The sequence below is a fragment of the Fructobacillus pseudoficulneus genome (genome assembly GCF_900108455.1).
GTDB lineage: Bacteria > Bacillota > Bacilli > Lactobacillales > Lactobacillaceae > Fructobacillus > Fructobacillus pseudoficulneus.
This window is the reverse complement of record NZ_FNWS01000007.1, coordinates 31,914-55,911: the sequence shown is the minus strand read 5'-3', so window position 1 is coordinate 55,911 and position 23,998 is coordinate 31,914. Positions and strand designations below refer to the sequence as shown.

37 protein-coding genes are annotated in these 23,998 nt (G+C 44.1%); 35 read left to right on the top strand and 2 right to left on the bottom strand.

The window, feature by feature from the left end; all coding sequences use genetic code 11:
* Window positions 1-3: 3 nt before the first annotated feature.
* Window positions 4-660: a prepilin peptidase gene (locus BLW39_RS07195; protein ID WP_074717859.1), complete on the bottom strand. Its 657-nt coding sequence runs from the start codon at window positions 658-660 to the stop codon at window positions 4-6.
* 253 nt (window positions 661-913) lie between these two features.
* Between BLW39_RS07195 and rpsL the strand changes: the two genes are divergently transcribed.
* The 35 genes from rpsL (at window position 914) to rplQ (ending at window position 22,629) form a co-directional block, all read left to right on the top strand.
* Window positions 914-1,327: a 30S ribosomal protein S12 gene (gene rpsL / locus BLW39_RS06190; RefSeq protein ID WP_047975034.1), complete on the top strand. Its 414-nt coding sequence runs from the start codon at window positions 914-916 to the stop codon at window positions 1,325-1,327.
* Window positions 1,328-1,344: 17 nt separating this feature from the next.
* Window positions 1,345-1,815 carry a 30S ribosomal protein S7 gene (gene rpsG / locus BLW39_RS06185; RefSeq protein WP_047975033.1) on the top strand — a complete coding sequence of 157 codons (471 nt, stop codon included), beginning with the start codon at window positions 1,345-1,347 and terminating at the stop codon, window positions 1,813-1,815.
* Between the two features lie 125 nt (window positions 1,816-1,940).
* Complete coding sequence (gene fusA, locus BLW39_RS06180) at window positions 1,941-4,052, top strand: elongation factor G (protein ID WP_059377805.1); 2,112 nt, start codon at window positions 1,941-1,943, stop codon at window positions 4,050-4,052.
* A gap of 418 nt (window positions 4,053-4,470) precedes the next feature.
* Complete coding sequence (locus tag BLW39_RS06170; protein ID WP_082138827.1) at window positions 4,471-5,625, top strand: ABC transporter ATP-binding protein; 1,155 nt, start codon at window positions 4,471-4,473, stop codon at window positions 5,623-5,625.
* A 5-nt stretch (window positions 5,626-5,630) separates the two neighbouring features.
* Entirely contained in the window at window positions 5,631-6,455 is an 825-nt protein-coding gene (locus BLW39_RS06165) for an ABC transporter permease (RefSeq protein ID WP_114666320.1), read from the top strand.
* A complete protein-coding gene (locus BLW39_RS06160) occupies window positions 6,452-7,255 on the top strand; it encodes an ABC transporter permease (protein ID WP_059377814.1) in 804 nt (267 codons plus the stop codon). Before BLW39_RS06165 ends, BLW39_RS06160 begins: the two co-directional genes overlap by 4 nt.
* Window positions 7,252-8,328 carry an ABC transporter substrate-binding protein gene (locus BLW39_RS06155; protein ID WP_059377817.1) on the top strand — a complete coding sequence of 359 codons (1,077 nt, stop codon included), beginning with the start codon at window positions 7,252-7,254 and terminating at the stop codon, window positions 8,326-8,328. The genes BLW39_RS06160 and BLW39_RS06155 overlap by 4 nt, the downstream gene beginning before the upstream one ends.
* Before the next feature lie 363 nt (window positions 8,329-8,691).
* Window positions 8,692-9,000 (top strand): 30S ribosomal protein S10, encoded by a 309-nt coding sequence (gene rpsJ / locus BLW39_RS06150; RefSeq protein WP_047975027.1) that lies wholly within the window; start codon window positions 8,692-8,694, stop codon window positions 8,998-9,000.
* A 57-nt stretch (window positions 9,001-9,057) separates the two neighbouring features.
* Window positions 9,058-9,747 (top strand): 50S ribosomal protein L3, encoded by a 690-nt coding sequence (gene rplC, locus BLW39_RS06145; protein ID WP_059377821.1) that lies wholly within the window; start codon window positions 9,058-9,060, stop codon window positions 9,745-9,747.
* Window positions 9,748-9,775: 28 nt separating this feature from the next.
* Window positions 9,776-10,399 carry a 50S ribosomal protein L4 gene (rplD, locus tag BLW39_RS06140; RefSeq protein ID WP_047975025.1) on the top strand — a complete coding sequence of 208 codons (624 nt, stop codon included), beginning with the start codon at window positions 9,776-9,778 and terminating at the stop codon, window positions 10,397-10,399.
* The gene (gene rplW, locus BLW39_RS06135; RefSeq protein ID WP_047975024.1) at window positions 10,399-10,686 is read left to right on the top strand and encodes a 50S ribosomal protein L23; all 288 of its coding nucleotides are present in this window, start codon (window positions 10,399-10,401) and stop codon (window positions 10,684-10,686) included. The genes rplD and rplW overlap by 1 nt, the downstream gene beginning before the upstream one ends.
* Window positions 10,687-10,708: 22 nt before the next feature.
* Window positions 10,709-11,542: a 50S ribosomal protein L2 gene (rplB, locus tag BLW39_RS06130; protein WP_059377824.1), complete on the top strand. Its 834-nt coding sequence runs from the start codon at window positions 10,709-10,711 to the stop codon at window positions 11,540-11,542.
* A gap of 16 nt (window positions 11,543-11,558) precedes the next feature.
* Window positions 11,559-11,834: a 30S ribosomal protein S19 gene (gene rpsS / locus BLW39_RS06125; RefSeq protein ID WP_047975022.1), complete on the top strand. Its 276-nt coding sequence runs from the start codon at window positions 11,559-11,561 to the stop codon at window positions 11,832-11,834.
* Window positions 11,835-11,848: 14 nt separating this feature from the next.
* A complete protein-coding gene (gene rplV, locus BLW39_RS06120) occupies window positions 11,849-12,205 on the top strand; it encodes a 50S ribosomal protein L22 (RefSeq protein WP_010691186.1) in 357 nt (118 codons plus the stop codon).
* Window positions 12,205-12,873, top strand: coding sequence for a 30S ribosomal protein S3 (gene rpsC, locus BLW39_RS06115; protein WP_047975021.1), 669 nt, complete (start codon window positions 12,205-12,207; stop codon window positions 12,871-12,873). Before rplV ends, rpsC begins: the two co-directional genes overlap by 1 nt.
* A gap of 14 nt (window positions 12,874-12,887) precedes the next feature.
* The gene (gene rplP, locus BLW39_RS06110) at window positions 12,888-13,301 is read left to right on the top strand and encodes a 50S ribosomal protein L16 (protein ID WP_047975020.1); all 414 of its coding nucleotides are present in this window, start codon (window positions 12,888-12,890) and stop codon (window positions 13,299-13,301) included.
* On the top strand, window positions 13,301-13,507 hold the full coding sequence (rpmC, locus tag BLW39_RS06105; RefSeq protein ID WP_059377827.1) for a 50S ribosomal protein L29: 207 nt from the start codon (window positions 13,301-13,303) through the stop codon (window positions 13,505-13,507). Before rplP ends, rpmC begins: the two co-directional genes overlap by 1 nt.
* Before the next feature lie 22 nt (window positions 13,508-13,529).
* On the top strand, window positions 13,530-13,796 hold the full coding sequence (gene rpsQ, locus BLW39_RS06100; protein WP_059377831.1) for a 30S ribosomal protein S17: 267 nt from the start codon (window positions 13,530-13,532) through the stop codon (window positions 13,794-13,796).
* Window positions 13,797-13,847: 51 nt separating this feature from the next.
* On the top strand, window positions 13,848-14,216 hold the full coding sequence (rplN, locus tag BLW39_RS06095) for a 50S ribosomal protein L14 (protein ID WP_047975017.1): 369 nt from the start codon (window positions 13,848-13,850) through the stop codon (window positions 14,214-14,216).
* 21 nt (window positions 14,217-14,237) lie between these two features.
* Window positions 14,238-14,546, top strand: coding sequence for a 50S ribosomal protein L24 (rplX, locus tag BLW39_RS06090; RefSeq protein WP_059377835.1), 309 nt, complete (start codon window positions 14,238-14,240; stop codon window positions 14,544-14,546).
* Window positions 14,547-14,585: 39 nt separating this feature from the next.
* A complete protein-coding gene (rplE, locus tag BLW39_RS06085; RefSeq protein WP_059377838.1) occupies window positions 14,586-15,128 on the top strand; it encodes a 50S ribosomal protein L5 in 543 nt (180 codons plus the stop codon).
* A gap of 127 nt (window positions 15,129-15,255) precedes the next feature.
* Entirely contained in the window at window positions 15,256-15,654 is a 399-nt protein-coding gene (gene rpsH / locus BLW39_RS06080; protein WP_059377840.1) for a 30S ribosomal protein S8, read from the top strand.
* Window positions 15,655-15,678: 24 nt separating this feature from the next.
* A complete protein-coding gene (gene rplF, locus BLW39_RS06075; RefSeq protein WP_059377843.1) occupies window positions 15,679-16,215 on the top strand; it encodes a 50S ribosomal protein L6 in 537 nt (178 codons plus the stop codon).
* Between the two features lie 85 nt (window positions 16,216-16,300).
* Entirely contained in the window at window positions 16,301-16,654 is a 354-nt protein-coding gene (rplR, locus tag BLW39_RS06070; protein ID WP_059377850.1) for a 50S ribosomal protein L18, read from the top strand.
* 20 nt (window positions 16,655-16,674) lie between these two features.
* Window positions 16,675-17,181: a 30S ribosomal protein S5 gene (rpsE, locus tag BLW39_RS06065; protein WP_059377854.1), complete on the top strand. Its 507-nt coding sequence runs from the start codon at window positions 16,675-16,677 to the stop codon at window positions 17,179-17,181.
* An 11-nt stretch (window positions 17,182-17,192) separates the two neighbouring features.
* Window positions 17,193-17,375 carry a 50S ribosomal protein L30 gene (rpmD, locus tag BLW39_RS06060; protein ID WP_047975010.1) on the top strand — a complete coding sequence of 61 codons (183 nt, stop codon included), beginning with the start codon at window positions 17,193-17,195 and terminating at the stop codon, window positions 17,373-17,375.
* A gap of 29 nt (window positions 17,376-17,404) precedes the next feature.
* Window positions 17,405-17,839 carry a 50S ribosomal protein L15 gene (rplO, locus tag BLW39_RS06055; RefSeq protein WP_059377860.1) on the top strand — a complete coding sequence of 145 codons (435 nt, stop codon included), beginning with the start codon at window positions 17,405-17,407 and terminating at the stop codon, window positions 17,837-17,839.
* On the top strand, window positions 17,840-19,138 hold the full coding sequence (secY, locus tag BLW39_RS06050; protein WP_059377865.1) for a preprotein translocase subunit SecY: 1,299 nt from the start codon (window positions 17,840-17,842) through the stop codon (window positions 19,136-19,138). It abuts the gene before it with no gap.
* A gap of 21 nt (window positions 19,139-19,159) precedes the next feature.
* Window positions 19,160-19,726 (top strand): adenylate kinase, encoded by a 567-nt coding sequence (locus BLW39_RS06045; protein WP_059377875.1) that lies wholly within the window; start codon window positions 19,160-19,162, stop codon window positions 19,724-19,726.
* A gap of 97 nt (window positions 19,727-19,823) precedes the next feature.
* Window positions 19,824-20,039, top strand: coding sequence for a translation initiation factor IF-1 (gene infA, locus BLW39_RS06040; RefSeq protein ID WP_010691205.1), 216 nt, complete (start codon window positions 19,824-19,826; stop codon window positions 20,037-20,039).
* Between the two features lie 47 nt (window positions 20,040-20,086).
* Window positions 20,087-20,206 (top strand): 50S ribosomal protein L36, encoded by a 120-nt coding sequence (rpmJ, locus tag BLW39_RS06035; protein WP_074717856.1) that lies wholly within the window; start codon window positions 20,087-20,089, stop codon window positions 20,204-20,206.
* Between the two features lie 76 nt (window positions 20,207-20,282).
* Window positions 20,283-20,654 carry a 30S ribosomal protein S13 gene (gene rpsM, locus BLW39_RS06030; RefSeq protein WP_047975006.1) on the top strand — a complete coding sequence of 124 codons (372 nt, stop codon included), beginning with the start codon at window positions 20,283-20,285 and terminating at the stop codon, window positions 20,652-20,654.
* A gap of 176 nt (window positions 20,655-20,830) precedes the next feature.
* On the top strand, window positions 20,831-21,217 hold the full coding sequence (gene rpsK, locus BLW39_RS06025; RefSeq protein ID WP_047975005.1) for a 30S ribosomal protein S11: 387 nt from the start codon (window positions 20,831-20,833) through the stop codon (window positions 21,215-21,217).
* Window positions 21,218-21,264: 47 nt separating this feature from the next.
* Window positions 21,265-22,209: a DNA-directed RNA polymerase subunit alpha gene (locus BLW39_RS06020; protein WP_059377884.1), complete on the top strand. Its 945-nt coding sequence runs from the start codon at window positions 21,265-21,267 to the stop codon at window positions 22,207-22,209.
* A 36-nt stretch (window positions 22,210-22,245) separates the two neighbouring features.
* Window positions 22,246-22,629 (top strand): 50S ribosomal protein L17, encoded by a 384-nt coding sequence (gene rplQ, locus BLW39_RS06015; RefSeq protein ID WP_047975003.1) that lies wholly within the window; start codon window positions 22,246-22,248, stop codon window positions 22,627-22,629.
* Window positions 22,630-22,786: 157 nt separating this feature from the next.
* Here rplQ and BLW39_RS06010 read toward each other — a convergent pair whose 3' ends face one another.
* Complete coding sequence (locus tag BLW39_RS06010; RefSeq protein ID WP_059377890.1) at window positions 22,787-23,923, bottom strand: NAD(P)/FAD-dependent oxidoreductase; 1,137 nt, start codon at window positions 23,921-23,923, stop codon at window positions 22,787-22,789.
* Window positions 23,924-23,998: the final 75 nt, after the last annotated feature.

The window sequence follows — 23,998 nt, the reverse complement described above, 5'->3', positions numbered from 1 at the left end:
TTTTTATGGCCAAAATTGAACACAGGTCCAACTAAACCATAAAAACGGAATGAAGGGGAGCTTTCGTTGGTGCGAAAGAAGTAGCCAAATTAAGGCGGCTAAACTGGCTAACAAAAGACTAGTGGCAAATTGTCCGGGTGAAAGGGTATTTAGTAGTAAAAGTAAGACGGGGACGTCACCACTGCCAAGTAGTTTCAATGCAATCAGGCAGAAGCAAAGCACCAAAAGAGCCAATGATAGCCACCATCTGTTATGCAGACCATGCCCATAAAATATTCCAGTTAAAAAGACCCAAGCCAACCAACTTGAACAAGTTTGAGTCAAGACGTCCTCACTCGCTAAAAAGAATAACAGGTAAAAAGTGATGGTCGCACCCCATAATCCAATCGTGGTCAGGTAGGTTGCGAAAGCCGGCACGGCTGCTTCAAAGAAAGCGAGACGAAAAGGATTTGCATAAGACGTTTGGCAAGATCGGCATCTGCCGTGCAGAAATAAAACGGAGAAAATAGGAATTAATTCAAACCAGCGTAGTTGCTGTTGGCAATGAAAACAATACGACCTGCTAGTCCAAAGCGGCCGGTTAAGAGCAGATCGGTCCGCTAAGCAAATTAGCAAAGAAGTCAGGATTAGGTTGATAAAATATAGTAAAATAGTATTCATAACTGATTAGACGAAAAAGCCCGTCAGACTCGTTTTTTCATAGAAAAAAATCTTAAAAAAGCCCTTGACTTTAACCCTAAACCTGTTATTATATTCAACGTGCTTTTAAGTCATTTGTCCTTTTGTGCGGTCAAAACCCGCAAAAGGCCTGTGTAAAGGCAAGTCTAAGCAGGGCTTCCAGGAGCACTTTTGTTTATTGACAAAAATGACACACCTGGAACTGTGAAACAAAGAAACTAAGGAGAATAGTAGGATGCCTACAATTAACCAATTGGTTCGTAAGTCACGTAAGTCTCAAGCGACTAAGTCAAAGTCACCAGCCTTGAACTTCGGCTACAACTCAATGAAGAAGAAAGCAACAAACAATGTTGCCCCACAAAAGCGTGGAGTTGCTACTCGTGTCGGAACTTTGACACCTAAGAAGCCTAACTCTGCCTTGCGTAAGTACGCTCGTGTACGTTTGTCAAACTTGTACGAAGTTACTGCTTACATCCCAGGTATTGGTCACAACTTGCAAGAACACTCGGTTGTTTTGATCCGTGGTGGTCGTGTTAAGGATTTGCCTGGTGTGCGTTATCACGTTATTCGTGGAGCCTTGGATACTGCCGGTGTTGACGGCCGTATGACTTCACGTTCAAAGTATGGAACGAAAGCTCCTAAGAAGTAAGCAGGAAAGGAAAACTCATGCCACGTAAAGGTTATACGAAGCGTCAGGAAGTTTTGCCTGACCCAATTTACAATTCAAAGCTCGTTTCACGTTTGATCAACAAGTTGATGGTCGACGGAAAGCGCGGAACTGCATCAACTATCTTGTATGCAGCCTTTGACCGTATCAAGGAAACTACTGGTAACGAACCATTGGAAGTTTTCGAACAAGCAATGGAAAACATCATGCCAGTTTTGGAAGTTAAGGCTCGCCGTGTTGGTGGATCTAACTACCAAGTGCCAATCGAAGTTCGTCCAGACCGTCGGACTACTTTGGGCTTGCGTTGGTTGGTAAATTACGCTCGTTTGCGTAACGAACACACAATGGAAGAACGTTTGGCTAAGGAAATTATTGACGCAGCCAACGAAAACGGTGCTTCTGTTAAGAAGCGTGAAGACACACACAAGATGGCTGAAGCCAACCGTGCCTTCGCTCACTACCGTTGGTAGGATTCATGTAAGGCTGAGTTTTGGCTCAACCTTACTGGCCTACTAATAGGCTCATAATTTTTAAAAAAGCGAACAAATCTTGCTCGCTTTTTGTCGCAACTAGGATAAAAAATTAGGAGATCATCATGGCAAAGCGTGAATACCCGCTTGATCATACTCGTAACATCGGAATCATGGCCCACATCGATGCCGGTAAGACGACTACAACTGAACGAATCTTGTACTATACTGGTAAGATTCACAAAATTGGTGAAACACACGATGGTGCTTCACAAATGGATTTCATGGACCAAGAAAAGGAACGTGGAATCACGATTCAATCAGCCGCTACTACTGCGGTTTGGCGTGGATTCTTTGACCAATACGAAAAGAACCCATTCCGTGTTAACATTATCGATACTCCAGGTCACGTGGACTTCACTATCGAAGTTGAACGTGCCTTGCGTGTCTTGGATGGTGCCGTAGCCGTGTTGGATGGTGCTGCCGGTGTGGAACCACAGACAGAAACTGTTTGGCATCAAGCTACTACTTATAACGTTCCTCGTATCGTCTTTGTTAACAAGATGGACAAGTTGGGTGCTGACTTTGAAATGTCAGTTAACTCAATGCACGAACGTTTGCAAGTTAACGCAGAAGCTATCCAATGGCCAATCGGTGCTGAAGATGACTTCGAAGCCGTTATCGACTTGATCGAACAAAAGGCTTACTACCCAACTGATGACTTGGGTTCAACTTGGGAACCACGCGAAATCCCAGCTGACTACCAAGACATCGTGAAGACAAAGCGCGAAACTTTGATCGAAGCGGTTGCTGATGTTGATGAAGAATTGATGGAAAAGTACCTTGAAGGTGAAGAAATTTCTATCGATGAATTGAAGGCAGCTATCCGTCGTGCAACGTTGGCTTTGGAATTCTATCCTGTTTTGGCTGGTTCAGCCTACAAGGATAAGGGTGTTCAAATGATGTTGGATGCCGTTGTTGACTACTTGCCAGGTCCTCTAGAAGTTCGCCCATACGTGGCAACTGATCCTAAGACTGACGAAGAAGTTGATTTGATTGCTGATGACTCAAAGCCATTCGCGGCTTTGGCCTTCAAGATTATGACTGATCCATTCGTTGGACGTTTGACATTTATGCGTGTGTATACTGGTACTTTGCAATCAGGTTCATACGTACAAAACACTTCTTCAGATACTCGTGAACGTGTTGGTCGTTTGCTCCAAATGCACGCCACTTCACGTACTGAAATCGAAGAAGTCTTCTCAGGTGATATCGCTGCTGCGATCGGTTTGAAGAACACTACTACTGGTGACTCTTTGACTGCTGTTGATCACCCATTGGTTTTGGAATCAATGGAATTCCCAGAACCAGTTATCGAATTGGCCATCGAACCAAAGACAAAGGCCGATCAAGACAAGTTGGCTACTGCTTTGCAGAAGTTGGCTGAAGAAGATCCTTCATTCCGTGCTACAACGAACCAGGAAACTGGTGATACTTTGATCGCCGGAATGGGTGAATTACAGTTGGACATCATGGTTGATCGTATGAAGCGTGAATTCAACGTTGAAGCCACTGTTGGTGCCCCACAAGTTGCTTACCGTGAAGCATTTACGAAGACTGTTCAAGCTCGTGGATTCTTCAAGCGTCAGTCTGGTGGTAAGGGACAGTATGGTGATGTTTGGATTGAATTCTCACCAAACGAAGAAGGTGCTGGCTTCGAATTCGAAGATGCCATCGTCGGTGGTGTTGTTCCTCGTGAATACATCCCTTCTGTTGAAGCAGGTTTGAAGGATGCATTGAATGCTGGTCCTTTGGCAGGCTTCCCATTGGTTGACTTGAAGGCCAAGTTGTATGATGGATCATATCACGATGTCGATTCTTCTGAAGCTGCCTTTAAGATTGCCGCTTCATTGGCTTTGAAGGAAGCTGCAAAGACTGCCGGTGCCGTTATTTTGGAACCAATCATGGCTGTTGATATCGTTGTTCCTGAAGAAAACCTTGGTGATGTGATGGGACACGTTTCTGCACGTCGTGGTTTGATTGAAGGACAAGAAAACCGTGGACCTGTTTTGGCTGTTAAGGCTCAGGTGCCATTGTCAGAAATGTTCGGTTATGCAACGACTTTGCGTTCAGCTACGCAAGGACGTGGTACTTTCCAAATGGTCTTCGACCACTATCAAGCCGTTCCTAAGAACGTTCAAGAAGAAATCATTAAGGCAAATGGTAAGGAAGCTTAATTGCTCTTTACTTTAACGCCGAAAACCAGGTTACTTAGTAGCCTGGTTTTTTTGTGTGCGTATTTTTGGTTTTTGTTTATATTTTGCCGACACTCCTGGTCAAATCCAAGTGGAAGTATGTTGTTTGGACTTTAATTAGTTTGCAGGGACGGACGGTGATGGGAATTGTGTGGTTGACCTTGCTCATTTGGCAATTTTTGTCGCGATTAATGGTGGATGTCGATGAATTGCAGTCAAGAAAAAGCAACAAAAAATTCAAGACACGGTTGTAACGATACCAAAATCGATATTAAACTATTCAATAACAGATACTAAAAATGTAATTTGCGTTTTTTATTGATCGAAAGCGCTGAACTTGGCGATAAATGCTGTAAAATAAGTAATGAAATGCATTTTAAATGATACTTGGAGAACTATTATGGTAGAAGAAACGCCAATCCTTGAATTTTCGCAGGTTGCCCTGTCATTTGGTGACGCAGAAGTCTTGAAGAAAATTGACCTGGCACTGGAAGCGGGAAAATTTTACACCTTGCTTGGTCCTTCTGGTTCAGGGAAATCAACGATTTTGAAGTTGATTTCAGGACAGCTACAAGCGGATTCGGGAAAAATTTACTTTGAGGGGAAAGTTATTAACGATGTTCCGGCTGAAAAGCGCCGAGTGAACACCGTTTTCCAGAATTATTCACTTTTCCCAAATATGAACGTCTATGATAACGTTGCCTTCGGGCCACGGCTCAAGAAGCTGCCAGAAGGCGAAATTAAAGAAAAGGTCAAAGAAATGTTGGCCCTGGTTAAGCTAGCTGGTTTTGAAAAACGAGAAATCACTGAGCTGTCGGGTGGACAACAACAGCGAGTGGCCATCGCCCGAGCTTTGGCAAATGATCCGGAAGTCCTGTTGCTTGATGAGCCGTTGTCGGCCTTGGATTACAAGTTACGGAAGGATATGCAACAAGAACTGCGCAATATTCAAAAGCGATTAGGAATTACCTTCGTCTTTGTGACTCATGATCAGGAAGAAGCGTTGGCGATGTCTGACTGGATTTTTGTCATGAACGATGGTCTGATTCAGCAAAACGGGACGCCTGAAGACATTTACGATGAGCCAATTAACCATTTCGTGGCGGACTTTATCGGTGAAACCAACATTGTCCCCGGCATCATGAAGGAAGACTATTTGGTTCACTTTGTTGGGAAAGACTTTGAAAATGTCGATGCAGGGATGCGGCCCAATGAGCAAGTCGAAGTCGTTTTGCGACCAGAAGATTTGGATTTGACGGATATCGACAACGGTAAGTTGGTCGTAACCATTAAGGACCAATCCTTCCGTGGTGATTATTATGAAATTGTTGCCGTCGATGATGATTTGAACAGCTGGCAGGTACAGGCCACCAACCCGGCCACAATTGGGGCCCGCGTTGGCCTGACCTTTGATCCAGAAGACATCCACATCATGCGCTATAACGAAAGTGAAGCTGCTTTTGATGCCCGGTTAGAGTCCTATGATGAAGAAGAGGCCGAAGCGGCGTTGCAGGCAGCCCGAGATGACCAAGACGGAAGTGGAGGGCATGACTAATGGCAATGTCCTTTAAAAAACAAAAGAAGGGATTTACCTCCTTTTACATGGGCATTTACGGTGTCTGGTTAGTTGCTTTTGTGGTAGCTCCACTGCTTTTGCTGCTCGTTCAGTCATTACAAAATCAAAGCCATCAATTTACCTTGGCTAATTACCAGGACTTTTTCACCTCCGGTTCCTATTTGGCTATGACCTTTAATTCAATTTGGTACGCCTTTTTGATTACGGTCATCACTTTGATTTTTGCCTACCCAACCGCTTATTTTTTGACGACCTTGAAGAATAAGCAATTTTGGCTTTTGATGGTCATTTTGCCAACCTGGATTAATTTGTTGTTGAAGACCTATGCCTTTATTGGTTTACTGGGCCAGGGTGGTCTAGTCAATTCAACTTTGACTGCAGTTGGCTTTCACCCAATTCAGCTCTTATTTACGGACTGGTCTTTTCTCTTGGTGGCGGCCTACGTGGAACTGCCATTCATGATTTTGCCAATTTTTAATGCACTGAATGAAATTGATCCGCTTTTGACTGCGGCAAGCCAAGATTTAGGTGCCAACAGCTGGCAAACATTGAAAAAGGTTATTTGGCCACTATCAATGCCCGGGGTAAAGGCTGGTATCCAAGCCGTCTTTATCCCCAGCTTGTCATTGTTCATGATTACTCGTTTGATTGGTGGAAACCGTGTCATCACGTTGGGAACGGCCATCGAGGAACATTTCTTGGTGACACAAAATTGGGCCTTTGGTTCAACAATTGGTGTGATTTTAATTGTGGCGATGGTGATTACCATGCTTTTGACCCAAGATAAGAAGAAAGGGGGCCGGTCATGAAAAAATTACGGACTCCTTATCTGGTACTGATGTTTATTATTTTGTACCTACCAATTATCTATTTAGTGGTCTATTCCTTTAACTCAGGGACGACCATGCAAGGCTTTGCTGGTTTTTCATTCAAACACTACAATGAGCTCTGGGAAGATACCCGATTGATTGATATTGTTTTCCAAACGGGGATTGTGGCGTTGCTATCATCACTGTTGGCAACAATTATTGGCACCTTGGGCGCCTTGGCTATCTTTCGAGTTCACCGGCGCGCAGTCAAGGGCGCTTTGCTCTCTTTGAATAACGTGCTGTTAGTTTCACCGGATGTCATTATTGGGGCGGCATTTTTGATTTTATTTACCACCCTCAAATTATCTTTGGGGTTCGTGACGGTCTTGCTGGCGCACGTGGCCTTTTCAATTCCAATTGTGGTCTTGATGGTTTTGCCACGGTTGCAGGAGATGAATCCGGACTTGATCTTGGCTGCGCAAGATTTGGGCGCTCGGCCAACTCAGGTTTTGGGACAAGTCACCATTCCGGTGATTACCCCGGGAATTATTGCTGGCTTCTTTATGGCGTTGACCTATTCGTTGGACGACTTTGCCGTGACCTTCTTTGTCACCGGGAACGGTTTCTCAACGCTTGCGGTTGAAATCTATTCGCGGGCACGACAGGGCGTTTCCTTAGAAATTAATGCTTTGTCTGCCTTGATTTTCTTATTCTCACTATTAATTGCGGTCGGTTATTACTTTATTAACCAGCTGAACCGGCGGCAAAAGGCACCGGAGTTAAGGGAGAAGGTCAAATGAAAAAAGTTCTTTTAAGTATTTTGGCTATCTTAGTTGCGGTTGCTGCTCTTGTCGGTATTAAAACGGCCTTTGACAATTCGCGTAAAGATGAAGTGACGGGGGCGAAAGTCTTAAACTTCTATAACTGGGGCGATTATATCGATCCGAATTTGCTAACGAAGTTCACTAAAGAAACCGGTTATAAGGTTAATTACCAGACCTTTGATTCCAACGAAGCCATGTACACCAAGATTAAGCAGGGGGGAACAAACTATGATTTGACGGTTCCTTCTGATTACATGGTGGATAAGATGGCGGAAGAGGGGCTCTTATCCCCGCTTGATAAGAGTAAGATCACGGGAATGAATAATATCGATTCGCGCTTCTTAAACCAAACTTTTGATAAAAATAATAAGTATTCCGTTCCATATTTCTGGGGAACTTTGGGAATTCTTTACAATAAGAAGAAGGTGAGTGCCGACCAGATTGATACGTGGTCAAAGCTTTGGTCGCCACAGTTTAAGAAGCAAATCTTGTTGGTTGACTCGGCCCGAGACATTTTAGGGATGACGCTGATTTCTCAAGGAAAGTCGGTGAACGATCAAAACGTGGCTGATTTGGCGGCGGCGAAGGGCAAGCTTGATACGCTGATGCCAAATGTGAAAGCCATTGTTGCCGATGAGCTAAAGATTTACATGGCACAAGGGGAAGCAACGCTTGGGGTGACCTACTCCGGCGAAGCCGCTCAGGCCATGGCCCAAAATTCAGACTTGGCTTACTTAGTACCAAAGGATGGCTCAAACGAATGGTTTGATAACTTAGTCATTCCTAAAAATGCTAAGCACAAGGATGCGGCCTATGCACTGATTAATTTCCTGAACAAGCCTGAAAACGCTAAGCAAAACGCCGAGTACGTGGGTTATGCTACAGCAAATAAGGGCGCCTATGCCTTGCTACCGGCTGATGAAAAGTCGGATCCGGCCTTTTATCCTTCAGCGGCAACCCTTGACCGGTTGCAAGTCTATCAGACCTTTAACCAGGAATGGACGCAACGCTACAATGATGCCTTTTTGGAATTTAAGATTTCAAGATAATTTTTGACCTTGATTTGTATAAATAGTTGCAGGTCGAATGAATATTTAAATTTTGTTATAATTAAACAATAGAAAAAAGACATTTTAATTGAGATTGTTTGGGATAAATCTCTTCTGAAAAAATCTCAAAAAAACCCGAAAAACCCTTGCTATGCAGGGGTTTTTCTGCTATTATATTCAAGTACGCCTTTTGGGGTTGCCGATGCAAACCCCTCAAAAAGACTGGTGTATCAACGTTTAGCGATGATGATTAAGGTTGCGACACGCGCGGCCGCGTTGCCATGGGCGCGCAAAACACTGCAAGGTGTTGTCGGTTTTTGATCGGAGTTAGCTGATTTACAAAATCAACGAGGAGGCACGAAAATGGCACAAAAGAAGATCCGTATCCGCTTGAAGGCATACGAACACCGTATCTTGGACCAATCAGCAGACAAGATTGTTGAAACAGCAAAGCGTACTGGCGCAGAAATCGCCGGTCCAATTCCTTTGCCTACTGAACGGACATTGTACACGGTGCTTAGTTCACCCCACAAGTACAAGGATGCTCGTGAACAGTTCGAAATGCGAACTCACAAGCGTTTGGTCGACATTGTGAACCCTACTGACAAGACAGTTGACGCATTGCGTAAGCTTGAATTGCCAGCAGGTGTTGCAATCGAAATCAAGCTCTAATTTAAGTACCACCCCGCTGAATAAAAATATTTAGCGATGAAATGAAGGAGATTAGTCATGACTAAAGGTATCTTAGGCCGTAAAGTCGGTATGACTCAGGTTTTTACTGAATCTGGTGAATTGATCGCCGTGACTGCTGTTGAAGCTACCCCAAACGTTGTTTTGCAAGTTAAGACGCAAGCAACTGATGGATACAACGCTTTGCAGTTGGGTTACCAAGACAAGCGCGAGATTTTGTCAAACAAACCTGAACAAGGCCACGTTGCAAAAGCCAACACAGCCCCTAAGCGCTACATTCGTGAAGTCCGTGATGCGGAAGGCGAATACGGCGTTGGGGATGCAATTGCTGTTGACACTTTCCAAGCCGGTGAATATGTTGATGTTACCGGTATTACTAAGGGACACGGTTTCCAAGGTGCTATCAAGCGCTTGGGTCAATCACGTGGTCCTATGAGTCACGGTTCTCGTTACCACCGTCGCCCAGGTTCAATGGGTGCCATCATCAACCGGGTATTCAAGGGTAAGCTCTTGCCTGGTCGTATGGGTAACCAGAAGCGGACAATGCAAAACATTGCGATTGTTCACGTTGATGTTGAAAACAACTTGTTGTTGTTGAAGGGGAACGTTCCTGGAGCAAACAAGTCACTTTTGACTATCAAGTCTACTGTTAAGACAAATGCTAAGCACCCTGAAATCAAGATGGCCGGCGCAAAGCCAGCTGCTGATGCTCAGGCTGAAGAAGCTTAAAACTTTATAGAAAGGAGAACAATCAATCATGACAAAAGTTGCTGTATTAAAGCAAGATGGTTCTAAGGCTGCTGATTTGGACTTAAACGAAGCAGTTTTCGCTGTTGAACCTAACAATGCTGTGATTACTGACGCAGTTTTGATGCAACGCGCATCAATGCGTCAAGGAACGCACGCGGTTAAGAACCGTTCCGCTGTTTCTGGTGGTGGTCGTAAGCCATGGAAGCAAAAGGGAACTGGTCGTGCCCGTCAAGGTTCTATCCGCGCCCCACAATGGCGTGGTGGTGGAATCGTGTTCGGTCCAACCCCTCGTTCATACTCATACCGAATCAACAAGAAGGCTTATCAATTAGCCTTGAAGTCAGCTTTGTCACAAAAGTTGGCTGATAACAAGTTGGTCGTTGTAGATGCTTTGGCATTTGATGAAGCTAAGACAAAGAACTTCAAGGAAGTTTTGGCAAACTTGGCTGTTGATTCAAAGGCTTTGGTAATCGTTGATGAAGGTAACCAAAACGCTTTGTTGTCAGCTCGTAACTTGGCAAACGTTCAAGTGATGACAACAAACGGTATCAACGTCTTGGACGTTGTTAACGCCGACAAGCTGGTGGTTGTTCAAGCAGCGATCGAAGAAATCCAAGGAGGTCTCGCCTAATGGATGCACGCGATATTATCCGCCGCCCAATCATTACCGAAGCTTCAATGGCGCAAACAGAAATGAAGCGTTACGTATTTGAAGTTGACGTTCGGGCAACTAAGCCAGAAATCAAGCGCGCTATCGAAGAAATCTTCGATGTACAAGTTGCACGTTTGAACACCGCAAATGTTCGCGGTAAGAAGAAGCGTCAAGGACGTTATGTTGGATTCACTCGTAAGATGAAGAAGGCAATCGTTACTTTGAAGGCTGACTCAAAAGATATTCAAATCTTTAACGAAGGTTAATTTTTAATAGGAGGATAAGACATTGGCTATCAAGAAATACAAGCCAACCTCAAACGGACGTCGTAACATGACGACTTCTGATTTTGCAGAAATCACGAAGACGACGCCCGAAAAGAGTTTGTTGGCAAAGAAGTCAAAGACTGGTGCACGTAACGCATCTGGTCGTATGACAGTTCGCCACAAGGCTGGTGGGCACAAGCAAGCCTATCGTATTATCGACTTTAAGCGTACAAAGGACGACAAGTTCGCTACGGTTAAGGCTATCGAATACGATCCAAATCGTACAGCAAACATTGCTTTGTTGGTATATGAAGATGGTATCAAGGCTTACATCTTGGCGCCTAAGGGACTTAAGGTTGGCGATAAGGTTCAATCTGGTCCTGATGCCGATATCAAGGTCGGTAATGCCTTGCCATTGAGCGCTATTCCTGAAGGTACTTTGATTCACAACATCGAATTGAAGAACGGTAAGGGTGGCCAATTGGCACGTTCTGCTGGAGCATCTGCTCAAATTTTGGGACGTGATGGTAAGTACACAATCGTTCGTTTGACTTCAGGTGAAGTACGTTTGGTTTTGAGCACTAACCGCGCCACTGTTGGTGAAGTTGGTAACTCAGAACACTCATTGATCAACTGGGGTAAGGCCGGACGTAACCGTTGGCGTGGAAAGCGCCCACACGTTCGTGGTTCTGTAATGAACCCTAACGATCACCCTCACGGTGGTGGTGAAGGAAAGGCCCCTGTTGGTCGTCCAAGTCCACTTTCTCCATGGGGTAAGAAGACTGCTGGTAAGAAGACTCGCGATAAGAAGAAGAACTCAACTAAGTTCATCGTTCGTGGTCGGAAGAGTAAGTAAGGGAAGGAGATAACTAATGGCTCGTAGTTTGAAAAAGGGACCATTTGCGGACCCACACTTGCTTAAGAAGATTGAGGCCCAAGCGGACCAAGAAAAGAAGTCAGTGATCAAGACATGGTCACGTCGTTCAACAATCTTCCCAAGTTTTATCGGATTTACAATTGCTGTCTATGACGGCCGCAAGCACGTTCCAGTTTATGTCCAAGACGACATGGTTGGACACAAGCTTGGTGAATTCGTGCCAACTCGTACGTTCAAGGGACACAAGAACGACGATAAGAAAACTAAGTAAGGAGGAAATGAAAAATGGCTGAACAAGTAACATCAGCTCGGGCGACCGCCAAGATCGTTCGCGTTGCCCCTCGTAAGGCGCGCTTAGTTCTTGACACAATTCGTCGGAAGAATGTCAACGAAGCATTCGCAATTTTGAAGTTCCTACCTAATACTTCTACAGAAGATATTTATAAGGTTTTGAACTCAGCAGTTGCAAACGCTGAAAACAACTTTTCACTTGACCGTGAAGATTTGATCGTTAAGGAAGCATTTGCCAACGAAGGACCAACGCTTAAGCGTTTCCGTCCTCGTGCAAAGGGATCTGCTTCTGCAATTAACAAGCGCACAAGCCACATTACCATTGTGGTTGCTGAGAAGGAGGAAAAGTAATGGGTCAAAAGATTAACCCAACTGGCTTCCGTGTCGGTGTCATCCGTGACTGGGATGCGAAGTGGTTTGCTGACAAGGCAGACTTTTCTAACCAACTTCTTGAAGACTTGCGTATTCGTAAGTACATCGAAGAAAACTTGACGGACGCTTCAGTTGATCGTGTAGAAATTGAACGCTCAACGAAGTCACGTATCGATTTGACTTTGCACACTGCCAAGCCAGGAATGGTTATTGGTAAGGGTGGTTCCGAAGTTGAAAAGTTGCGGACTCAATTAGCTAAGTTGACAAATGTTGACGAACGCGGTCGCCACAAGCGCGTGTTTATCAATATTGTTGAAATCAAGAAGCCTGATTTGTCAGCTCACTTGGTGGGCTTGCAAGTTGCAGGTGATTTGGAACGTCGTATCGCTTTCCGTCGTGCAATGCGTGGTGCTATTCAACGTGCCCGCCGTGCCGGTGCTAAGGGAATCAAGATTGTTGTTTCAGGTCGTTTGAACGGGGCAGATATGTCACGTATCGAACAATATACTGAAGGAACAGTTCCATTGCACACTCTTCGCGCAGATATTGATTATTCATGGGACGAAGCAGCTACTGCTTACGGTAACTTGGGTATCAAGACTTGGATCTACCGCGGTGATGTGTTGCCAAAGAAAAAGAACAAGTAAGGAGGGAAGCAGACATGTTAGTACCAAAGCGTGTTAAATTCCGTCGTGTACACCGTGGCCACATGCGTGGTGAAGCTAAGGGTGGAAAGACGGTGGCTTTTGGTGATTATGGCTTGCAAGCAACAACTTCAAGCTGGATTACCAACCGTCAAATTGAAGCTGCCCGTATTGCAATGACCCGTTATATGAAGCGTGGTGGTAAGGTTTGGATTAAGATCTTCCCTCACAAGTCATATACATCTAAGGGTGTTGGTGTTCGAATGGGTAACGGTAAGGGTGCTCCCGAAGGTTGGGTTGCTCCTGTTAAGCGTGGTAAGGTAATGTTTGAAGTTGGTGGCGTGGCTAAGCCTGTTGCCCTTGAAGCTTTGCGTCTTGCCCAACACAAGTTGCCTGTACGTACAAAGATTATTGCTCGGGAGGCTGAATAATGACGAAAGCAAATGAATTAAAAGCTTTGTCACTTGCGGATTTGCAAAAGCGCGAAGCCGAATTCAAGGAAGAATTGTTCAACCTTCGTTTTCAATTGGCTACTGGTCAATTAGAAAACACGGCCCGTATTTCAAAAGTTCGTAAGGACATCGCACGTGTGAAGACTGTCATTCGTGCACAACAATTGGCACAAGCCAACAAATAAGACGAAAGGAAGAAGCTGAAAAATGAGTGAAGAACGTAACGCTCGTAAGACTTACCGTGGTCGCGTCGTTTCCGACAAGATGGAAAAGACTATCACTGTTGCCGTTGATACTTATGTCAACCATCCAGTTTACGGTAAGCGAGTTCGCTATACTAAGAAGTTCAAGGCCCATGACGAAAACAACGTCGCTAAGATGAACGATATTGTTGAAATCATGGAAACTCGTCCTTTGTCTGCAACGAAGCACTTCCGTTTGGTAAAGGTTGTCGAAGAGGCAGTTATCCTCTAATCGGACTTTAATCCAATCGTCGTAAACTATTGCTAACAAGGAGGATGAACCATGATTCAACAAGAGAGTCGTTTGAAAGTGGCTGATAACTCTGGCGCACGTGAAATCTTGACGATTAAAGTGCTCGGTGGTTCTGGCCGTAAGGTTGCTGGCATTGGTGACATGATTGTCGCAACTGTTAAGCAAGCTATCCCTGGTGGTAACGTTAAGAAGGGTGACGTCGTTAAGGCTGTCATCGTGCGAACTGTATCTGACGTACGTCGGACTGACGGTTCATACATCAACTTCGATGAAAACGCTGCTGTTATCGTAAAGGATGACAAGTCACCAGTTGGAACGCGTATTTTTGGCCCTGTTGCACGTGAATTGCGTGACAACAACTTTACGCGAATCGTTTCATTGGCACCAGAAGTGCTTTAATACTACTAGGAGGAGCCAATCATGTTTGTAAAAACAGGTGATAAGGTTCGCGTCATCGCTGGTAAGGACAAGGGTAAGGAAGGAACAGTTACTAAGACTGTTGCTGCTAAGAACCGTGTCGTTGTCGAAGGCGTAAACCTCGTTAAGAAGCATCAAAAGCCTTCTAACGAATACCCACAGGGTGGTGTTATCGATATCGAAGCACCTATCCATGCATCAAACGTACAATTGATTGACCCATCTACTAACGAACCAACCAAGGTTGGCTTCAAGTTTGAAGATGGTAAGAAGGTACGTTTTGCTAAGAAGTCTGGCAAAGTGCTAGGCTAAAAAAGCTATAATCTATTTTGAAAGGTAGAAATCATTATCATGGCAAATGAATTAAAAGAAAAATATGTTAATGAAGTTCAACCTGCTTTGATCAAGAAGTTTAACTTTACTTCACCAATGCAAGCCCCAAAGATCGAAAAGATCGTTTTGAACATGGGTGTTGGTGATGCGGTTTCAAACTCAAAGAACCTCGATGAAGCGGTTGAAGAATTGAAGATGATTGCTGGTCAACAACCAGTGATCACTCGTGCAAAGAAGTCAATCGCCGGATTCCGTCTTCGTGAAGGAATGGCTATCGGTACAAAGGTTACTTTGCGTGGAGAACGAATGTTTGAATTCTTGGACAAGTTGATTAACATCTCTTTGCCTCGAGTTCGTGACTTCCATGGTGTTTCTGGTAAGGCCTTTGATGGTCGCGGAAACTACACTTTGGGAATCCGTGAACAGTTGATTTTCCCTGAAATCGACTTTGACAAGGTTAACCGCGTTCGTGGTTTGGACATCGTTATTGTAACGACTGCTTCAAGCGACGAAGAAGGTTTCGAATTGCTTTCTGGCTTGGGCATGCCTTTTGCTAAGTAAGTAATTTAAAAATGTGGTCACTCAATTGAGTGACGCGTTTTTAATTGTTGTTGACATTGGTCAGCAACAATTAAGAGCGTGTCAAATTCTTGATGACGTTCAAAATATAAAAGGAGGATATCGATAGATGTCTATGACTGATCCAATCGCTGATTTTTTGACTCGAATCCGTAACGCCAATATGGCGCGTCACGCTTCAGTTGAAATCCCAGCATCAAAAATGAAGAAGAGCATTGCCGAGATCTTGAAGCAAGAAGGTTTCATCCGTGATGTAGAATACTTGGAAGACAACAAGCAAGGTGTAATCCGCGTATTCTTGAAGTACGGAGAAGATCAAGAGCGTGTCATCACTGGTATTAAGCGTGTGTCAAAGCCTGGTTTGCGTAAGTATGCTAAGGCTGAAGACATGCCTAAGGTCTTGAATGGCCTTGGTATTGCTATCGTTTCAACGTCAAACGGTGTTGTAACTGATAAGGTAGCACGTGCTAAGCAAGTCGGTGGCGAAGTGCTGGCTTACGTTTGGTAATATATCTAAGAAAGGAGACTTACCATGAGCCGTATTGGAAATAAGATCGTTACGATCCCTGCTGGCGTTGAAGTCAAGCAAGACGGTCAATTTGTGACTGTTAAGGGACCTAAGGGTGAATTGAACTACACAATCAACCCTGAAATTACGATGCACATGGATGGTACTGAAGTATCATTTACTCGTGCAGCTGAAGACAAGAAGCACCGTGCTTTGCACGGAACTACTACTGCTAACTTCTCAAACATGGTTGAAGGAGTTACAGATGGCTTCTCAAAGACTTTGAAGATGGTCGGTGTTGGTTACCGTGCCGCTAAGTCTGGTTCAAAGTTGACTTTGTCAGTTGGTTATTCACACCCAGTTGACTTTGAAGATCGCGAAGGTTTGACTGTTGAAGTTCCTGATGCCTTGACTATCAAGATTTCTGGAATCTCAAAGCAAGCCGTTGGTGATTTTGCTGCGGAAGTTCGCGCAATTCGCCCACCCGAACCATATAAGGGTAAGGGAATTCGTTACGAAGGCGAAGTTGTCCGTCGTAAGGAAGGTAAGACTGGTAAGTAAGCTTTTGCCTACATTCACCGTCTTATATTTAAACAAAGATTATTTGAAAGTGGTTTAGCCACTTAAAGAAAAGGAAAGCACAGCTATGATTACGAAACCAGATAAGAATAAGCTTCGCGTACAACGCCACAAGCGTGTCCGTGGAAAGATTTCTGGTACTGCTGCTCGCCCACGTTTGAACGTTTTCCGTTCTAATGTAAACATCTACGCTCAATTAATTGATGACGTAGCGGGTGTAACGCTAGCAAGTGCCTCATCACAAAGTGCCGATGTTACCGGTACTAAAGTTGAACAAGCCGTTAAGGTTGGCGAATTGATCGCTAAGAACGCTAAGGCTGCTAAGATTGAAGAAGTTGTCTTTGATCGTGGTGGTTATGTTTATCACGGACGTGTGAAGGCTTTGGCCGACGCTGCTCGTGAAAACGGCTTGAAGTTCTAAGGAAAGGAGGAATAATACAAATGACTGAATTCGTAAACCCTAAGGAATTAGGCGAATTAGAAGAAAACGTTGTTGCAATTAACCGTGTTACCAAGGTTGTTAAGGGTGGACGTCGTTTGCGCTTCGGTGCTTTGGTTGTCGTTGGAGATAAGCAAGGTCACGTAGGTTTTGGAACTGGTAAGGCGCAAGAAGTGCCTGAAGCTATCCGTAAGGCCGTTGAAGACGCAAAGCGTAACTTGATCACTGTACCAACTGTTGGTACTACTATTCCTCACGAAGTTCTTGGTGAATGGGCTGGTGGTAAGATCTTGGTTAAGCCTGCTAAAGAAGGTGCCGGGGTTGCCGCTGGTGGTGCCACTCGTTCCGTAATGGAATTGGCTGGTATTAACGATGTGACTGCTAAGTCATTGGGTTCATCAACTCCTGTCAACGTTGTTCGTGCAACTTTTGATGCATTGAACAGCTTGAAGGATGCTGAACAAGTGGCAAAGTTACGTGGTGTTTCATTGGAACACTTGGCTGAATAAGGAGCGATAACATGGCTGATTTGAAAATCACTTTGATTAAGAGTGCGGCTCATCGCTTGCCTAAGCAACGTGCCATTGTTAAGTCACTTGGACTTAACCGTGTGTCAAGCTCAGTGGTGAAGCCTGATAACGCAGCTACACGTGGTGCAATCTTCCATATTGCTCACTTGGTTGCTGTTGAAGAAGTAAAGTAAAAAAATTTAGAAAAAGGAGGGACCAAACGATGAATTTGAACGAATTGCAACCTGCTTTGGGTTCACGCCAATCACGTAACCGTGTTGGACGTGGAACTTCATCTGGAAACGGTAAGACTGCTGGTCGAGGCCAAAAGGGACAAAAAGCCCGTGGTAAGACACGTCTTGGTTTCGAAGGTGGTCAAATGCCTTTGTACCGTCGTATTCCAAAGCGTGGATTTACTAACATCTCACGCAAGGAATTCGCAGTTGTTAACTTGGACAAGTTGAACAACTTCGATAACGGCACTGAAGTAACACCTGCTTTGTTGATTGAAAACGGTGTAGTAAAGAACCAAAAAGACGGTATCAAGGTCTTGGGTAATGGTCAATTGGAAAAGAAGTTGACGATTAAGGCCCACAAGTTCTCTGCTGCTGCAGTTAAGGCCATCGAACAAGCTGGTGGTACAACCGAGGTGATCTAAATGTGGCGCACGCTATTTAATGCAATCCGACAAAAGGATATTCGTAAGAAGATGCTTTGGACGATTTTGATTCTCTTTGTTTACCGCATTGGGACTCATATCACCGTTCCAGGTGTAAATCCTGCTGCCTTGAATTCGGTTTCCGGTTCAGGCTTGTTGAATATTTTGAATATTTTCTCGGGTGGTGGCTTACTAAACTTCTCGCTTTTCGCGATGGGTGTGTCACCATATGTTACTGCGCAAATTGTTGTGCAGTTGCTGCAATTAGATATCGTGCCACGTTTTGTTGAATGGAGTAAACAAGGTGAAGTTGGTCGTCGTAAGCTGAATCAAGCAACGCGATATTTGACCATTATCTTTGCCTTTTTGCAATCAGTTGGTATTACAGCTGGTTTCAACTCCTTAGCCGCCTATGGTTTGGTGAAGCACACCAATAACGTGACCTCCTTCCTACTGATTGGGTCGGTCATGACTATTGGAACTTTCTTTGCCATGTGGTTGGGAGAGATGATTACTGAAAAGGGTCTTGGAAACGGTGTTTCTATGATTATCTTCTCAGGAATTATTTCTCAAATGCCATCTGGTTTGTGGGAAATTTTCAAGGAAAACGTCCTACAAACGAGTGGTTCTGACAAGGTAACCGGCTGGATTTTTATAGCGGTATTGTTGGCGGCAATCGTTTTGGTAATTGGAATCACAACCTGGTTCTATGAAGCCAGCCGTCGTCTACAAATTCAATATACGCGGTCAGCTTCCTCTTATGGAGCAGAAGCTTACTTGCCATTGAAGTTGAACGTTTCTGGGGTTATCCCTGTGATCTTTGCTTCGTCATTGATCTCAACACCTCAGACAATCCTCTTTGCTTTCCAAAGTAAGTACAGTAATGTCGGATGGTTTAAAGTTTTGCAACAGATTTTCTCGATGCAAACAACCACCGGAGCGATTTTCTACACTGTGTTGATTATCCTCTTTACGTACTTCTACGCATTTGTTCAGGTCAACCCAGAAAAGTTGGCTGAAAACCTGCAAAAGCAAGGGGCCTACATCGTCGATGTTCGTCCTGGAACTGAAACACAAAAGTTTGTGACAAAGTTACTCCTACGCTTGTCGTTTGTTGGTGCTTTGTACCTTGGTTTTGTTGCCTTGGTTCCATTGATTGCATCTGACCTTTGGGGACTCAACGAAAAAATTGGACTAGGTGGAACTTCTTTGCTCATTGCCATCGGGGTTACCCTTGATTTGATTCGTCAAATTGATGGTTTGTTGCAAAAGAAGAACTACGTTGGTTTCATCCGTTAAGCTGGTAAAAGGAGTCCAATCATGACTAAAAACTTAATTTTGTTAGGCTTGCCTGGTGCAGGTAAGGGAACTCAAGCCGAGAAGATCATTGCTGATTATCCAATGGTTCACATTAGTACTGGTGATATCTTCCGGGCCAACATGAAAGAAGAAACTGAGCTTGGACAAAAAGCAAAAGCCTTCATGGATGCTGGTAACTTGGTACCTGATGAAATCACAAACGCGATGGTCGCAGACCGTTTGGCGCAAAGTGATGTCGTCGAAAATGGCTTCATGCTTGACGGCTATCCTCGTAACGAGGAACAGGCTAAGTTCTTGGACCAATTTTTAGCCGACCGTAACGATAAGGTTTCGGCTACCTTGTACTTCCAAGTTCCTGACCAAGTTTTGGTTGACCGGTTAATGAACCGGGGACGGGCCGATGACACCAAAGATGTTATCGCACACCGTTTGGAAGTAAATAAGAAGGCGAACTTGCCTTTGGTTGATTACTATGAAAATCATGGTGTTTTGCACACTATTGATGGAAATGGTGAATTAGACCGAATTTACAGTGATGTAAAAACAGTCTTGGATGCCTTGGACTAAGCGATTCTTCTTGATATAGCAAGGAAATTCTGGTATAATTGTATAGGTTAAGCACTTATCAATTATGTTGAATATGGTTACATAGGAGGTAATCTGCGTGGCCAACGATGTCATTGAAATTGAAGGCAAAGTTAAAGAAACGATGCCAAATGCAATGTTCCAAGTCGAACTTGAAAATGGTGCTGTCATCTTAGCGCACGTCTCCGGGAAGATTCGTAAGAATTACATTCGGATCTTGCCTGGTGACCGCGTCACAGTTGAAATGTCGCCTTACGACTTGACAAAGGGTCGTATTACTTACCGTTTCCGTTAAAAGGAGCGGTCTACAATAATCAGTTAACCGAATAGGAGGAATAGATTATGAAGGTACGTCCATCAGTTAAAAAAATGTGCGAATCTTGCCGTGTGATTAAGCGTAACGGCCGGACAATGATCATTTGCCCAGCTAACCCTAAGCACAAGCAACGCGCAGGTAAGTAATTTCTTATCAAACACTAAAACAGCTTGAAAATGAACTTAAAAGTTCTTTCAAAATATTAAAAGGAGGTAAATTGTTATGGCTCGTATTGAAGGTATTGATTTGCCACGTGACAAGCGAATTGTCATTGGTTTAACATACATCTACGGAATCGGTAATACAACTGCCCAAAAGATCTTGGCTACTGCTAAGGTTTCTGAAGACGTTCGTGTTCGTGATTTGACGGTTGATCAAGAAGATCAAATCCGTGAAGCAATCGCAGCATTGAACTTGCAGTTGGAAGGTGACTTGCGTCGTAAGGTATCACTTGATATCAAGGGATTGCAAGAAATCGCCTCATACCGTGGTATTCGTCACCGTAAGGGATTGCCCGTTCGTGGACAACACACGAAGAACAACGCCCGTACTCGCAAAGGCCCAGCTACGGCAATTGCTGGTAAGAAGAAGTAAAACACTTTTTGCCAATCTCTTTAAACAGAAAACGGCATTTTGTCGCAAGACTGCTGTCCTTTTCTAAAAGAGCCACAGATTGTGGAAAAATGATTATCACAACCAAAGTTGTGTAATGTTGGTTAGTCATCACTAACCCGAGAAATTATAAAAGTATTGAAAAGGAGGCAAAAATTATGGCAGTTCGTACTACGCGCAAGCGTCGCGTTAAAAAGAACATTGAATCTGGTGTGGCTCATATCCACGCTACTTTCAATAACACTATCGTCATGATTACCGATGCCCAAGGTAACGCTGTTGCCTGGTCATCAGCTGGTGCCCTTGGATTCAAGGGATCACGTAAGTCAACGCCATTCGCTGCACAACAAGCAGCGGAAGCAGCTGCAAAGTCCGCATTGGAAGTTAACATGCGTACAGTTGCTGTTACGGTTAAGGGCCCTGGTTCAGGTCGTGAATCAGCAATTCGTGCATTGGCCGCAGCTGGTCTTGAAGTAACGTCAATCAAGGATGTTACCCCAGTTCCCCATAACGGATCACGCCCACCAAAGCGTCGTCGTGTTTAATTGATTTTCATTGCGCTTGCTTTGAAAGAGGGGGTTAGAGTTAACAGATGATTGAATTTGAAAAGCCAGATATTCATAACATCGAAGAGGATGCCAACTACGGTAAGTTCATCGTAGAACCTCTGGAGCGTGGTTACGGTACGACTTTGGGTAACTCCCTTCGTCGTGTTTTGTTATCATCGCTTCCCGGCGTAGCAGTAAACACAGTTCAAATCGACGGTGTTGTTCACGAATTCTCAACCGTTGACGGTGTCGTAGAAGATGTGACACAGTTGATTTTGAACTTGAAAAAAGTTGTTTTTGCTACGGACTCAGCGGAAGAGCACGCTTTGGAAATTGATGTTCAAGGACCAAAGGACGTAACGGCAGCAGACCTTATGGGTTCTGCTGACATTGAAGTCTTGAATCCGGACTTGCATATTGCAACCTTGGCAGCTGGAAAGGCATTGCACATGACTGTTACTGCTGTGAAGGGTCGGGGTTACTCTTCAGCTGAAGAAAACAAGCAATTACGTGATGAAATGCCAATCGGTGTTTTAACGGTTGATTCGATTTATACACCAATCGAACGAGTTAACTACCACGTTGAAAACAAGCGTGTTGGTTCTCGCGACGATTACGATAAGCTGACCATGGAAGTTTGGACTAACGGTTCAATCAAGCCAAGCGATGCTTTGAGTCTTGGTTCAAAGATTCTAACAGAACACTTGAACTTGTTCACGGATATTTCCCCCGTTGCCCAAGACACTAAGGTCATGGTTGAAAGCGAACCAGCAGCTAACACAGCCGCTGATGCTGCTCCAATCGAAGACTTAGATTTGTCAGTTCGCTCATATAACAGCTTGAAGCGCGCAGGTATCAACACGATTGAAGAGTTGACTGCCCGTTCAGAAGCCGATATGATGAAAGTTCGTAACTTAGGACGTAAGTCATTAGACGAAATTCAAGAAAAATTGACCGAAATGGGTATCGGTTTCCGTCAAGAAGATTAATATTCATCAAAAGTTTAGAAAAAGGAGGATTAACCGATGTCATACCGTAAGCTAGGCCGTACATCATCACAACGTAAGGCAATGTTGCGTGACTTGACAACTGACTTGTTGATTAATGGTCGGATTCAAACTACTGAAGCCCGTGCCAAAGAAGTTCGCAAGACAGCTGACAAGATGATCACGCTCGGTAAGCATGCTGACTTGGCTGCCCGTCGTAAGGCTGCTAAGTTCGTGCGTAACGAAGTTGCTGACGTTAAGGAAGATGGCGACAACATTCGCGTACAAACTGCTTTGCAAAAGTTGTTTGAAGAAGTGGCACCACGTTTTGCAGAACGTAATGGTGGTTACACTCGCATCTTAAAGACTGTTCAACGTCGTGGAGACGCTGCACAAATGGTTATCTTGGAGTTAGTTGACTAATTTCAGTTTAATCACAAAGCCCGAAACCATTAAGGTTTCGGGCTTTTTTGTTTGCTATTAGTTGCTTATTTGAATGGAATTCCGTAGCGCAAATAGCGGAAAAAACCATAAGCGGAACGAATCTTGATAAAAAAGGAAAGATTCAAATAATGCTTGGCTAAACGGGCGGTGAGACCAAAGGTACCGTTATGACCATAAGCATTTGAGACACCATTCGACTCGACTTACCCAAGCTGACAAAATAGCGTGGTGATGACTTCTCTTTGGCGTTTTTACCGGCAGAATCGGCCTCATCAAAGTGGTAAAGCATTTGATTAACGATAATATTACCGGCATACTGTATCGCTAAGGCTAGTTGAGGCAAGCCTTCTTTGTTATTGCGTGTAAAGGCGGCAATGTTACCAGCCGCAAAGGCATTCGTCAGCGGGTTGCCGTTTTCAGTCAAAATATGGAAATGCTCGTCAACGGTAATTTGCCCGTCCTCGTTAATCGCAAGCCCCCAATGATTAGCTATTGGTTGTCCTTGTAAACCTGCTGCCCAATAAACTTGGTCTGTCAAAATTCGTTGACCATTTTCTAAGGTTAGCTGGCTGTCATTAACCCCAATCACACGCACGTCGTTAATGATTTCAATACCATTTTGAGTCAAAAAGTCTTTTGCTTTTTGACTGATTTCGGGTTGCGTGAGGGAAGGTAGAAGGACTTGATCGGCATTGACTAATGTCACAGCAATCTGAGTGGGCTTGATGTGCTGGTGCTTCTTAAAATTGGCTAATTCGGCAGCGAGTTCGACCCCGCTCGGGCCACCACCGACAATTGCCAAATTTAATTGCTTACTAGAATCTTTTTTAGCTAAGTTAACAAAGTCGGTTAACTTTTTCCGAATTGACATAGCCCCTTTAAAAGAATTAAAAAAGGTGGCGTGTTGAAGGGCGCCAGGGATTCCTTGGTCAGACACGAAAGAACCGGTGGCGGCCACGAAATAATCAAATTGGTAATCGTTAAGTCGAGTCATTAAGATGTTTCGATCAAAGTCAACGTCAATAACTTCTTGATTAATAAACTCAACATTCTTTTTATGTTTGAGAATTTGTTTTAAATTGTAAAGAGCGGCCTGATATTTAACGGTCCCCACGGCAATTTGTGGTAAGACGCTTTGTAAGGTCATGTCTTCGCTACCATCATTAAACAGTAAAATTTGGTAGTCCGTATGCCTCAACTTTCTAGACAGGCGGCTTGCAATGTAGACACCGGCCAATCCCGCACCGGCGATTGCAATAATTTTTTTTGGCATTAAAAGTCCCTTTTATCCTATTTTATATCATTATACAGGTTTTTCTTGGAAAGCGCAGTGTTGATTGGAACGTTT